This window comes from Vibrio sp. SCSIO 43137 (assembly GCF_028201475.1).
GTDB lineage: Bacteria > Pseudomonadota > Gammaproteobacteria > Enterobacterales > Vibrionaceae > Vibrio.
In genome coordinates, this window is the sequence record NZ_CP116383.1 from 198,357 (window position 1) to 211,413 (window position 13,057).

Annotated in this window: 13 protein-coding genes; 8 read left to right on the forward strand and 5 right to left on the reverse strand. The window is 47.2% G+C overall.

Annotation, left to right across the window (positions count from 1 at the left end):
- The first annotated feature begins 226 nt into the window (after window positions 1–226).
- The 7 genes from PK654_RS00920 (at window position 227) to PK654_RS00950 (ending at window position 7,919) form a co-directional block, all read left to right on the forward strand.
- Entirely contained in the window at window positions 227–913 is a 687-nt protein-coding gene (locus PK654_RS00920; RefSeq protein WP_271697075.1) for a phosphoglycolate phosphatase, read from the forward strand.
- A gap of 115 nt (window positions 914–1,028) precedes the next feature.
- Window positions 1,029–2,033 carry a tryptophan--tRNA ligase gene (gene trpS, locus PK654_RS00925; RefSeq protein WP_271697076.1) on the forward strand — a complete coding sequence of 335 codons (1,005 nt, stop codon included), beginning with the start codon at window positions 1,029–1,031 and terminating at the stop codon, window positions 2,031–2,033.
- Window positions 2,034–2,189: 156 nt separating this feature from the next.
- Window positions 2,190–2,768 (forward strand): aminodeoxychorismate/anthranilate synthase component II, encoded by a 579-nt coding sequence (locus tag PK654_RS00930; RefSeq protein ID WP_271697077.1) that lies wholly within the window; start codon window positions 2,190–2,192, stop codon window positions 2,766–2,768.
- Between the two features lie 372 nt (window positions 2,769–3,140).
- Complete coding sequence (locus PK654_RS00935; RefSeq protein WP_271697078.1) at window positions 3,141–4,346, forward strand: aspartate aminotransferase family protein; 1,206 nt, start codon at window positions 3,141–3,143, stop codon at window positions 4,344–4,346.
- 94 nt (window positions 4,347–4,440) lie between these two features.
- Window positions 4,441–5,460: an arginine N-succinyltransferase gene (gene astA, locus PK654_RS00940; protein ID WP_271697079.1), complete on the forward strand. Its 1,020-nt coding sequence runs from the start codon at window positions 4,441–4,443 to the stop codon at window positions 5,458–5,460.
- A gap of 27 nt (window positions 5,461–5,487) precedes the next feature.
- The gene (astD, locus tag PK654_RS00945) at window positions 5,488–6,945 is read left to right on the forward strand and encodes a succinylglutamate-semialdehyde dehydrogenase (RefSeq protein ID WP_271697080.1); all 1,458 of its coding nucleotides are present in this window, start codon (window positions 5,488–5,490) and stop codon (window positions 6,943–6,945) included.
- A gap of 182 nt (window positions 6,946–7,127) precedes the next feature.
- The gene (locus tag PK654_RS00950) at window positions 7,128–7,919 is read left to right on the forward strand and encodes a DUF1338 domain-containing protein (RefSeq protein ID WP_271697081.1); all 792 of its coding nucleotides are present in this window, start codon (window positions 7,128–7,130) and stop codon (window positions 7,917–7,919) included.
- A gap of 50 nt (window positions 7,920–7,969) precedes the next feature.
- Here the strand turns inward: PK654_RS00950 and epmB are convergent, their stop codons facing one another.
- Window positions 7,970–9,010 (reverse strand): EF-P beta-lysylation protein EpmB, encoded by a 1,041-nt coding sequence (gene epmB, locus PK654_RS00955; protein WP_271697082.1) that lies wholly within the window; start codon window positions 9,008–9,010, stop codon window positions 7,970–7,972.
- 34 nt (window positions 9,011–9,044) lie between these two features.
- Between epmB and efp the strand changes: the two genes are divergently transcribed.
- Window positions 9,045–9,611, forward strand: a complete 567-nt coding sequence (gene efp / locus PK654_RS00960; RefSeq protein WP_271697083.1) for an elongation factor P — start codon at window positions 9,045–9,047, stop codon at window positions 9,609–9,611.
- A 67-nt stretch (window positions 9,612–9,678) separates the two neighbouring features.
- Here efp and frdD read toward each other — a convergent pair whose 3' ends face one another.
- Genes frdD through frdA form a run of 4 tightly spaced genes read right to left on the reverse strand, consistent with a single transcriptional unit; the run spans window position 9,679 to window position 12,999 of the window.
- On the reverse strand, window positions 9,679–10,044 hold the full coding sequence (gene frdD, locus PK654_RS00965; protein ID WP_271698747.1) for a fumarate reductase subunit FrdD: 366 nt from the start codon (window positions 10,042–10,044) through the stop codon (window positions 9,679–9,681).
- A 7-nt stretch (window positions 10,045–10,051) separates the two neighbouring features.
- A complete protein-coding gene (gene frdC / locus PK654_RS00970; protein WP_271697084.1) occupies window positions 10,052–10,435 on the reverse strand; it encodes a fumarate reductase subunit FrdC in 384 nt (127 codons plus the stop codon).
- Between the two features lie 6 nt (window positions 10,436–10,441).
- Entirely contained in the window at window positions 10,442–11,179 is a 738-nt protein-coding gene (locus PK654_RS00975; RefSeq protein WP_271698750.1) for a succinate dehydrogenase/fumarate reductase iron-sulfur subunit, read from the reverse strand.
- The gene (gene frdA / locus PK654_RS00980) at window positions 11,176–12,999 is read right to left on the reverse strand and encodes a fumarate reductase (quinol) flavoprotein subunit (protein ID WP_271697085.1); all 1,824 of its coding nucleotides are present in this window, start codon (window positions 12,997–12,999) and stop codon (window positions 11,176–11,178) included. The genes PK654_RS00975 and frdA overlap by 4 nt, the downstream gene beginning before the upstream one ends.
- Window positions 13,000–13,057 lie beyond the last annotated feature (58 nt).

Sequence of the window (13,057 nt, forward strand, 5' to 3'; positions counted from 1 at the left end):
AAGATAACTGTAGGAATGGCACTCCCTTTCAAAGTTATCTGACACAGAAATGGATGCCTTGATGCGCTCCCGAAGGGCGAGTTATATTGGCTCCTGCTCTGTGTTACTGATTCTTACCGTAGAATGACTATGGCTTCAAATCAGTGCCTTAATCAGAAGCCAATATATTCTCGCTGAAAAAGCATCTTGAGGTTACTTGGGTATACAACTTCTTAAGGAGAAAGAAGTGCAGGCAGAAAAAATAAAGCTAATCGCGTTTGATTTAGACGGAACACTGCTTAACAGTGTCCCTGATCTTACTTTAGGTGTCGATGCAGCGGTACAGGCGCTTGGTTATCCATCGATCACGGAAGAGCAAGTAAGCCACTGGGTCGGCAATGGCGTTGAAGTGCTTCTATCCCGTGCTATCAGCAGAAACATAGAAGTTAAACAAAATTTAGACCCGCAAGAGCTGCAAAAAGGCAGAGATGTTTTCAATCAGGCTTATGCCAATAGCGGTCATAAGCTTAGCCATCTCTATCCGACGGTAGAAGATTCTCTTCAGCAGTTAGTGAAAGCAGGTTACAAGCTGGCCTTAGTCACCAATAAACCTTCTGAGTTTGTTCCTGAGATCCTTGAGCAGCAACAGATAGCACACCTGTTTGATGATGTGATTGGCGGTGAAGATTTTCCAAAGCGTAAACCCGATCCTATCGCCCTTAACTGGTTACTGGAGAAGTACGGCCTTAGCAGTGATGAAATGCTGATGGTAGGGGATTCAAAAAATGATATTCAGGCAGCAAAGAATGCCGGTTGTCCTTCATTTGCATTAACCTACGGCTACAACCATGGCGAGCCAATTTCAGATTCTCAGCCAGATATTATAGCTGATGAGCTTGCTGAGATATTAACTCTGCTGTCAGTGGGCAAGTAATTCAGTTAAAGCTCTTATAAGCTCTGGAAAAATACTTGTTAATAAGTACACTGGTAGACTTGCTGAAAAGCAGAAATTATTAAATAAAATCAGAAGTAATTAAGGAATCATAATCATGAGCAAACCTATTGTATTGAGTGGTGTTCAACCATCAGGTGAACTAAGTATTGGTAACTACTTAGGTGCTCTGCGTCAGTGGCAACAGATGCAGGACGATTATGATTGCCAGTACTGTGTTGTTGATCTGCACGCAATTACCGTTCGTCAGGATCCAAAAGCCCTTTATGAAGCAACACTGGATGCTCTTTCTATCTGCTTAGCAGTAGGACTGACACCAGAAAAGAGCACGCTTTTTGTTCAGTCTCATGTACCTGAGCATGCTCAGTTAGGCTGGGTTCTGAACTGTTACACCCAAATGGGTGAACTGAACCGTATGACTCAGTTCAAAGACAAAGCACAGCGCTATGCCAATGATATTAACGTCGGTTTGTATGATTACCCTGTATTAATGGCTGCAGATATTCTGGCCTATCAGGCGGAGCAGGTACCGGTAGGCAGTGATCAGAAGCAGCACCTTGAGCTGGCTCGTGATATCGCTACCCGCTTTAATAATCTTTATGGTGAAACCTTTGTGGTTCCTGAACCTTATATTCCGACGGTAGGTGCCAGAGTAATGAGTCTTCAGGATGCAACCAAGAAGATGTCTAAATCAGATGATAATCGCAAGAACGTGATTACTCTTCTTGAAGATCCTAAATCTATCACCAAGAAGATTAAAAGTGCGGTGACTGACCCTGAAGATCCACCACGTGTTGCTTATGATATTGAAAACAAACCGGGTATTGCCAACCTGATGGGATTAATGTCTGCTGCAACGGGTAAGACATTTGCCGATATCGAAGCTGAGTATCAGGGCAAAATGTACGGACACCTGAAGGTAGACGTGGCAGAAGCCGTAGTCGCAATGCTGGAACCTGTTCAGGCTGAGTACAAACGTATCCGTAGTGACAGAGCTTTCCTTGATTCAGTAATGAAAACCGGAGCAGAGAAAGCGTCAGCAAGAGCCGCCGTTACTCTTGAGAAGGTGTACAAAGCCGTAGGTTTTGTTCCTCGCGTATAGTTCTGAACGAATCTAAATCAAATAAAAACCCGTTAAGTATCTGCTTAACGGGTTTTTAATATTTCAGAAGTTGCGAAAGCCGGCTTTACTTTTTTCTTGCCTTTCATTTTCTCTATTGCACAATACCGCACTCTTATATTGACGTTGTTGAGAGCTATGCTGCTTATTATCGATAATTATGATTCGTTCACCTATAACCTCTACCAGTACTTTTGTGAATTGGGTGCAGAGGTAAAGGTTGTGCGTAATGATGAAATTGATATTGAGGGTATAGAGGCTCTTAATCCCAGTCATATTGTTATCTCCCCCGGCCCTTGCACACCAAATGAGGCAGGAATTTCACTGGCGGTGATCGAGCATTTTGCCGGAAAGAAACCTTTGCTGGGAGTCTGTTTAGGTCATCAGGCCATTGCGCAGGCGTTTGGCGGAGAGGTTGTGCGGGCCAGAAAGGTGATGCACGGTAAAACATCGCCGATCAAACATAACGGTAAAAGTGTTTTTCAGGGACTTGCTAATCCGCTTACCGTTACCCGATATCACTCACTGGTGGTAAAAAACGAGACTCTGCCTGAGCAGTTTGAAATCACCGCATGGACAACTCATCAGGATGGTTCAATGGATGAGATTATGGGCTATCAGCACCGGACTCTTGCTATTGATGCGGTACAGTTTCATCCTGAATCTATTAAGACTCAGCAGGGGCATGAGTTACTGGCGAACTTCCTTAAGCGCTAAATTTTTACTGAACTTTCCTTATAAATCCATTCGAAATCCCTTTACGTTCACATTTTTGCTATAAATTTTCACTATGAAAATTTATGCGCAATCAATTCATTTACATATTAACAAAAGCCAGTAAATTGCTGAATTAGCACTTCTATGCAGAAAATATTACGGCATAAGAGTAAATAACAGTGACAAATGTGTGAATAAATGGTCAATAATGAGGGTTTGTTACTGTAGCAGTATGGTAAAAAAACACGGTTCAGCTATTGAAATGGTTAATAAATTGTTAATACAATGCCGTGGTAGAATAAAATACCGACAGATCAACTGAATTGCAGAATTTAACATTCTGATCTGATGAAGGAATGGAGTAAGAAAGATATGGAAAAGAAGGTCGACCGTAGCTGGTTTGATGATGTAATGGTGCCTTGTTATAACCCGATGGAGTTAATTCCGGTAAAGGGTGAAGGTTCGCGTGTCTGGGATCAGGAAGGCAAAGAGTATATTGACTTTGCCGGCGGTATCGCTGTGAGTTGCCTTGGTCACTGCCATCCGGCAATGGTGAATGCCATTACTGAACAGGCAAATAAACTCTGGCATCTGAGTAATGTGATGACCAACGAACCGGCACTTCGTCTGGCTAAAAAACTGACGGATATTTCGTTTGCTGACAAAGTGTTTTTCGCAAACTCAGGAGCAGAAGCTAACGAAGCTGCGTTAAAACTGGCTCGTCGTGTTGCTGCTGATCGCTTTGGTGATGAGAAGTCAGAAATTATCGCCTTTAAACAAGGCTTCCATGGTCGTACTTTCTTTACCGTTACCGTTGGTGGTCAGGCTGCTTATTCAGATGGCTTCGGTCCGAAACCGGGCGACGTTACCCATCTGGAATACAACAATGTTGAGATGCTGAAACAACATATCTCAGATAAAACTTGTGCGGTAATGATGGAGCCCCTTCAGGGTGAGGGCGGCATTGTTTCCCCGACTCTTGAGTTTGTTCAGACTGTTCGTGAACTGTGTGATAAGCATAACGCGCTACTTATTTTTGATGAAGTACAGACGGGTAATGGTCGTACCGGTAGCTTCTATGCCTATGAAGATCTGGGTGTTACTCCTGATATTCTGAGCACGGCTAAATCTCTGGGTGGCGGTATTCCGATTGGCGCAATGCTAACCACTGACGAGTTTGCCCCGCATCTTAAGATCGGAACCCACGGTTCTACCTATGGTGGCAACCCTCTTGCCTGTGCTGTGGCTGAAGCCGTTGTGGATATTGTCAGCAAGCCGGAAACCCTTGAAGGTGTGAAGAAGCGTGAAGCTATCATCCGTGATGGTCTAGCTAAAATTAATGATAAGTACGGCATCTTCAGTGAGATTCGCGGAAAAGGTCTGCTGGTTGGTGCGGTACTGAATGAAGAGTGGCAGGGCAGGGCACGTGATGTTCTTGTTGCTGCAGGTAAAGAAGGATTAATGGTTCTGGTTGCCGGAGCAAGCATTGTCCGTTTCACCCCATCTCTGGTTATTAGTGAAGAAGAGCTGCTGGAAGGCCTTTCCAGACTCGATAAAGCAATCGCGGGGCTGCTATAACGATCAGTGAATAAGTCAGGCCAGACGGAGCTTCTGGCCTGCTTATCTGCAAGACTCGTCCCCTATTATCTACCGACAGCAAAAGGAGTTTAAAATGCTGGTTGTTAGACCTATTAAAAAAACAGATTATGAAGCCCTTAGGGTATGTGCAGAGGAATCAGGACATGGTTTTACCTCTCTGCCGGTGAATGAAGAGCTTCTGACTAACCGAATCGACAACTCTGTTGCCAGTTTCGCAAAACAAAATGTTACCGAACCGACTGATGAAGGCTACCTGATGGTGGGTGTTGACTCAGAAACCGGTGAAATTGGTGGTACCACGGCGATTGAAGCTTCAATTGGCTGGGATGCGCCTTTCTATACTTACCATATCAGTAAAATCGTACACTCCTCGCCTAAGCTTGGCGTCAACAATGTGGTAAAACTGCTGACCTTTGGCAACAACTACACGGGCTGTTCAGAGGTTTGTACTCTGTTCCTGAGACCTTCATTCCGTGGCGGTCTTAACGGCCGGTTGATGTCTAAGTGTCGTTTCCTGATGATGGCAGAACATCCTGAGCGTTTCTCAAAGACCATCTTTGCTGAGATGCGTGGTGTTTCCGATGAGAACGGTAACTCTCCGTTCTGGCAGTGGCTACAGGAACATTTCTTCTCTATTGATTTTACTCTGGCTGATTATCTGGTCGGTATTGGTAAAAAAGGCTTTGTTGCTGACTTAATGCCGCGTCTGCCAATCTATATCAACCTATTGAGCAAAGAAGCTCAGGAAGTGATTGGTAAGGTGCATGAGAATACGGTTCCGGCGTTGAAACTTCTGGAAAATGAAGGTTTTGTATGCCGCGATTACGTTGATATTTTCGATGCGGGCCCGACAGTTGAATGTGATATGCGCAATATTGAGTCAGTACGCCACTCTTTCAGAGCTAAGGTAAAAGTATCTGAGCACTCCAGCTCTCATGACTATCTGATGATCAACACCTCTTTCGAGAACTTCCGTGGAGTCGCGGCGAAAGGTGCTTATGATGCTGAGACAGAAACTGTGATTCTGGCGGAAGATGTTGCAGCGGCACTGGAAGTCGGTGACGGCGACTATGTTCGTATGCTCAATCAGTAACTCTCTATTATTAATAAGGACAGAATTATGACTCAGTGGATTTCTGGTCAGTGGGTTGCCGGACAGGGTGAGGCGATGGCCTCTTCGAGCCCGTACAATGGAGAAGTGATCTGGCAGGGCGACAGTGCTACTCCGGCGCAGGTTGAACAGGCAGTAAAGGCGGCACGCAGTGCCTTTGTTCAGTGGAAAAAACTGAGCTTTGAACAGCGTGAAAAGTTTGTACTGGCCTTTGCCGAAGAGGTAAAAGCCAACAGTGAAGAGATCGCACAGATTATCGCTAAAGAAACGGGCAAACCTATCTGGGAAACCCGTACTGAAGCCGGTGCGGTAGCGGGCAAAATTGCTATCTCTATTCGTGCTTATCACGACAGAACAGGACAAAACCAGCGTGAAGCTGCCGGTAATCAGATCGTGTTAAGACATCGTCCTCTGGGTGTAATGGCCGTTTTCGGGCCATATAACTTCCCGGCTCATCTGCCAAACGGTCATATAGTACCAGCTCTTCTGGCGGGTAATACGGTTGTGCTTAAGCCTTCAGAACAAACTCCGGCAACATCAGAGTTAATTATGAAGCTGTGGCAGAAAGTTGGTTTGCCAAACGGCGTGATCAATCTGGTTCAGGGTGCAAGGGAAACCGGTGTCGCTTTGGCTGAGTCAAAAGGTATCGATGGCCTGCTGTTTACCGGCAGTGCCAATACTGGCCATATCCTGCATAAGCAGTTTGCCGGACAGCCTGACAAAATGCTGGCTCTTGAGATGGGCGGAAACAACCCTATGGTTATTTCTGAGCAGTTTGGTGACCTGGATGCAACTGTGTATACCATTATTCAGTCTGCCTTTATCAGTGCCGGTCAGCGCTGTACCTGTGCCAGACGCCTGTACGTGCCTGAAGGCGAGAAAGGTGATGCACTGCTTGCTAAGTTGGCAGAAGCGACAGGTAAGATTGTTGTTGATCAGCCTTTTGCTGAGCCACAACCGTTTATGGGACCTCAGATCTCAGAACAAGCCGCTAAGTTTATCATTGATGCGCAAGCGAACTTGCAGTCATTAGGCGGTAAATCTCTGCTGGAAGCGGTTAATTCCAAGGCTGCTTTTGTTACGCCGGGTATTATTGACGTAACTGCTATCAGCGAGCTGCCGGATGAAGAGTACTTCGGGCCTCTGCTGCAGGTTGTCCGTTACACAGGACTGGAGCAAGCAGTTGAGCTGGCAAATGATACTCGTTTTGGTCTGTCGGCCGGGCTGGTTTCCACTGATGATAACGAATGGGATTACTTCGTTGATCATATTCGTGCGGGCATTGTAAACCGTAATCGCCAGTTAACCGGCGCAAGCGGAGATGCACCATTTGGCGGACCGGGAGCTTCCGGTAACCTGCGACCAAGTGCTTACTATGCAGCCGATTACTGCGCTTACCCTATGGCATCAATGGAAGGGAGTGAAACTCTGCTTCCTGCATCATTAAGCCCGGGCGTTAAGCTGTAAAGCTATGTCTGGGTGATCTCCAGATGCAGATTCAGAGCTGCATCAAGGTGTTACTCGGGCATACACATTCAGGTTTGGATTAAGTCGTACCATATTTCCGGATTGTAACCACGATAGCTGAAGCTAATGCAGATACAGTCCGGCAATAAACCTGTCATCAAATACAAGTTAAAGGAATGACTATGTCTCCGACACTTCTGTTTCAAAAACTGTGGAACGACTATATTCAACGTTTGTGCCCTGAAGCTGAACGGGTACATCAGCTACTTGAAGAGGGCGAGCCCTTAATTAATGATCATATTGCTTTAAGGACGTTTTCTCTTGCTCCGCTGGGAATCGATACTCTGGCTAAGCCTTTTATTGAGCTTGGTTATAAAGAGTGTGGTGATTACCTGTTTGAGAGTAAGAAACTAACGGCTAAGCACTATGAGCATGCTGATCCGAATCAGCCTAAGGTGTTTATCAGTCAGCTTGAAGTGGGGCTTTGTTCGCCAGAGCTACAATCTATCGTAGCAAAACTGGTTGAACAGGTTGATGCGGATAAACTCTCATCAAGTGACTTCCTTCACGGCGGCAGGCTATGGGATATCAGCTATCAGGATTATCTGACCTTGTCTGAAGAGAGTGAGTACGCCGCATGGCTTTCTGCCCACGGCTACGGTGCTAACCACTTTACCGTAAGTGTCAATCAACTGGATAAGTTCGAATCAGTGAAATCAGTTAATGATCACTTAAGGGAAGCGGGTTTCTCTATCAATGAATCGGGCGGAGAGGTAAAAGGTTCTGCAGAGGTGCTGTTAGAGCAGTCTTCAACCATGGCTGACCGGGTTGAGGTTAACTTTGCCGGAGAACAACAAGTTGTACCGGGTGGGTTTTACGAGTTTGCCCTTCGATACCCAATGGCCGATGGTGACCTCTATCAGGGTTTTGTTGCTGCTTCAGCAGATAAAATCTTTGAAAGTACCGACAACTAAAAACGTTATTTAAATGAATGCCTTCAGAAATTTTTCTGAAGGCGTTTCTATTATTCCAGACCTAGATCCAGCGGGGTTTTACTTGGCCGGCCACCAATTTCACGGGTGAGCTTAGGCACCATATATCCGGATACCCTAGTCATCATCTCTGTAATTATCTGCTTTGCCTTTTTATCACTGACATAAAAATGAGCCGCACCTTGCACCTTATCCAGTACATGCAGGTAATATGGCTGAACACCGCAATCAAACAGGGTTTCGTTCAGGGCTATTTGTGCCTCTACAGAATCATTAACCCCTTTTAACAGCACTGACTGGTTAAGTAAGGTCACTCCGGCCTGCTTCAATTTAGCAAATGCATCCGCCAGTGAATGGTCAATTTCATTTACATGATTAATATGGGATACGAGTATCACCTTCAGCGGACTATTTTTCAGAACCATGCATAGTTCATCAGTTATCCTCGATGGTATTACTACCGGCAACCGGGAGTGTATTCTCAGCCTTTTAATATGGGGGATATTGCCTATTTGCTCCAGCAACCACTCCATCTCATGATCTTTGGCCATCAAAGGATCGCCTCCGGATAGAATCACCTCATTGAGCTCTGTATGTTCTGCAATATAATCAATACTCTGCTGCCACGCCTGTTTATTTCCTTTGCTTTCGCTGTAAGGATAGTGACGACGAAAACAGTAGCGGCAGTTAACGGCACAGCCACTTTTCAGAATTAACAGGGCACGGTTTTTATATTTGTGCAGTAGTCCGGGCTGATCTGAGCCTTGCTCTTCCAATGGATCGGAGCTGAATCCGGGCTGGAACTCCAGCTCTTCATCAAGAGGAAGCACTTGTCTGAGTAGCGGGTCATTAATGTTCCCTAGTTCCATCCGGCTGATAAAACTGGCAGGAACCCGCTGAGCAAACTGCTTTCTGGCGTTAAAGGTGCAGAGTCCGTTTTTGTCTTTTGGCCACTGAGCCGGAGGGATTTTCAGAGTATTCAGCAATTTTTCAGGATCACTGATCCCATTCGCTAATTCATTGATCCAGTTTTGCTCAACAGAGGCGGCTTTTCGGGTTATGATATGCGGCATTAAAATTTAACTCGAATAATAGTAAGAGGACAAAATGGCTACAGTTAGCACTAATGAATTCAAAGGCGGCCTGAAATTGATGCTTGATAATGAGCCGTGCGTAATTCTTGAAAACGAATACGTTAAGCCGGGTAAAGGTCAGGCATTTAACCGCGTAAAAATTCGTAAACTACTTTCTGGTAAAGTGCTAGAGAAAACATTTAAGTCTGGTGAAACGTGCGAAGTTGCAGACGTTATGGATATCGATCTAGATTATCTATACTCAGACGGCGAATTCTACCACTTTATGAACTCAGAAACATTCGAACAAATTGCTGCAGATGCAAAAGCAGTCGGTGACAATGCTAAGTGGCTGGTAGAAAACAACACTTGTATGATTACCCTTTGGAATGGCAACCCTATTACAGTAACTCCGCCAAACTTTGTTGAGCTTGAAGTGACTGAGACAGATCCTGGCCTTAAAGGTGATACTCAGGGTACAGGTGGTAAGCCGGCAACTCTGACGACTGGTGCTGTTGTTCGTGTACCTCTGTTTATTCAGATTGGTGAAGTGATTAAGGTTGATACCCGTTCAGCTGAATATGTTGGTCGCGTAAAATAACTTAATCTCGTTCAGATACAGAAACGGGGCAGATAAGAATCTGCCCCGTTTTTTTATCGTTCTAACTTCAGATCATAATAATAAAAATGATCGATAAAGCCGATACTAAAGCAGCACTGAAATAACAGGCAATCTTACCAACCACACCTGCATGGATCTTAAGGTCATGCATACCGTGATGAACACGGTGCATAGCATGCCACATAGGCAGTGCCAGCGTGCCGATAATAAATAAGGCACCGATAAAGCTGGTGGCGAACTCTGAAACGCGCTCATAGCTCATCGCTTCCGCATCAATAATACCTAAAGGTGCAAGGATACCCAGCACCAGTACCGTCACCGGCGTTATCATGGCAAACCAGCTGCCGCCGGCACCAAACAGACCCCACCATACCGGCTCGTCTGAACGTTTTGGATGTTTATCTACCACAATAAGCTCCTTATACAATGATGAGTACGATTAGTGAAATCGCCGCTACTGCCGCCCACTGGCTCAGCACGATGACTTTCTTATCCACCAGTTTGCCCTTAAGGCGAACCGGTACCACTTGCGGCATCATGCCAAAGAAGGTGTGGGCATGGAAAAGACTGCCCAGCAGCGCCACGATGTTTATCGCCACCACAATAGGGTTGGCCATAAACTCAAGCCAGCTCTGCCAACTCTCCGGTCCCTTCACCAGACTGCCCAGACCGATAGTCAGAAACAGGGTGAACAGTATCAGCGGCAGTACTGTCGCTTCTCTTATCATATACAGGCGGTAGAAACTGCTTTTCTGCCACCAGGTCGCCTTCATGGTGCGAACATACGGTTTTCGATTACTCATCCTTCTCTACTCCTGTGGGGTTAGCATGGCTATCATAAAGTCTTTCGACGATTCGATTTTGCCCTGATTGACAGCGGCAGCCGGGTCTACGTTCTTCGGACACACTTCTGAGCAGAAGCCAACGAAGGTACAACCCCATACGCCGTTTTCGCCGTTCAGAAGCTCCATACGCTCATCTTTCCCGTTATCACGGCTGTCCAGATTGTAACGGTGCGCTAAGGTGATGGCCGCAGGCCCTAAGAATTCCGGATTCAAACCAAACTGAGGACAGGCGGCGTAGCACAAACCACAGTTGATGCAGGCGGCAAACTGCTTGTACTTGGCAAGCTGCTCAGGCGTCTGCTGGTTCGGGCCGTCTTCTGGTTTACGGTCGTTGCCAAGGATGTAAGGCTTAAGTGCTTCCAGACGTTCGATAAACGGCGTCATGTCCACAATCAGGTCTTTCTCAATCGGGAAGTTGGCCAGCGGCTCAATCAGCATGCCGTCCGGATAGTCGCGAAGGAAAGTCTTACACGCCAGCTTCGGATAGTTGTTTACCATCATGCCGCACGAGCCACAGATGGCCATACGGCAAGACCAGCGGTAAGTCAGGTCTTTATCCAGATGGTCTTTGATGTAACCTAACGCATCTAACAGAGACATGGTGTCATCAAACGGCACCTCAAAAGTCTGTTTGTACGGCTCGGCATCTTTGGCCGGGTCGTAACGCAGAATGTCGATTTTCTGAATTCTTGTAGACATTATTTCTGCTCCTCTTGCTGTGCGGCTTTTGCCTTAGCTTCCGCTTCTTCTTTCGCTGCTGCCTCTTCCGCCGCCGCACCGTACAGACGCGCTTTCGGCTGAGACTTAGTGATGGTCACATCGCTGTAGTCAATCACAGGAGAGGCATCTTGCCGGAAGAAGGCTTGTGAGTGTTTCAGGTAGTTGACATCATCACGCTCTGTGCAGCCTTCGTCTAAACGCTGGTGCGCACCACGGGATTCACGGCGAAGGATAGCCGAGTGTGCCATGGCTTCCGCCACTTCCAGACCGTAGCCCACTTCAATGGCGTACAGCAGGTCTGTGTTAAACACCTTGCCTTTGTCTTTGATGCTGATGTTTTTATAACGGGCTTTTAGCTCTGTCAGCTTGGCAATGGTCTCTTCCAGCAAATCTTCACGTCGGTAGATACCACAACCCGATTCCATGGTGGCGCCCATTTCCGTGCGGATGGTGGCCCAGTTTTCATCACCTTGCTGGTTCATTAGCGATTGGATACGCGCTTCGACGGCTTCCACTTGTGTAGCGATAGACTCATCGTTCCAGCCCTTAAACTCAGCGGCGCGTTTCACGGCATGCTCACCCGCTACGCGGCCAAACACCACAAATTCTGCCAGTGAGTTAGAGCCTAAGCGGTTTGCCCCATGCAGACCAGACGAAGCACACTCACCCACGGCAAACAGGCCTTTAATGGTGGTTTCACAGTTCGGGTCGGTCTCAATGCCCCCCATGGTGTAGTGCACCGTCGGGCGGATTGGGATTGGCTCTTTGGCCGGGTCAACGTTCACATAGGCTTTCGCCAGCTCACAGATAAACGGCAGACGCTCCTGTAAGTACTCTTCGCCTAAGTGAGTCAGGTCAAGGTGCACCACATCCCCTAATGGGTGTTTGATGGTGTTGCCTTTTTGCTGCTCATGCCAGAACGCCTGAGACACTTTGTCCCGTGGACCCAGCTCCATGTATTTGTTCTTTGGCTGGCCAACCGGGGTTTCCGGTCCCATGCCGTAATCCTGCAGGTAACGGTAGCCGTCTTTGTTGACGATGATACCGCCTTCACCACGACAGCCTTCGGTCATCAGGATACCGGTACCCGGCAGACCCGTCGGGTGATACTGAACAAACTCCATATCACGCAGCGCCACGCCGTGACGATAAGCCATCGCCATACCATCACCGGTCACGATACCGCCGTTGGTGTTGGTGTTATACACACGGCCTGCACCACCGGTTGCCAGTACCACAGACTTAGCTTTGATGGTCACCAGCTCGCCTTCCGACATATGAATGGCCACCAGACCCTGTACTTCGCCTTCGTCCACCAGCAGGTCAACAACAAAGTACTCGTCAAAGCGTTTGATTTGCTCATACTTAATCGACGTCTGGAACAAAGTATGCAGCATATGGAAGCCGGTCTTATCAGCAGCAAACCAGGTACGCTCGACCTTCATACCGCCGAAGCGACGTACGTTCACATCGCCGTTCTCTTTACGGCTCCACGGGCAGCCCCACTGCTCCATCTGAATCATTTCGCGGGTGGCATTTTCAACGAAGTACTCCACGACGTTCTGCTCACACAGCCAGTCGCCGCCACCAACGGTGTCGTTAAAGTGGTTATCCAGACTGTCTTCTTCTTTGATGATCGCCGCCGACCCGCCTTCAGCGGCCACGGTGTGGGAGCGCATCGGGTAGACTTTGGAAATCAGGGCAACTTCCAACTCAGGGTTGGCTTCTGCCGCGGCGATTGCAGTCCGTAGACCGGCACCGCCGGCACCGATGACTGCGATATCTGTGGTTATGGTTTTCACAGCATTCTCCAGTTGTAGGAGCAATTCAATGCGGGATGGGCTCAATGTCTTAAGCACA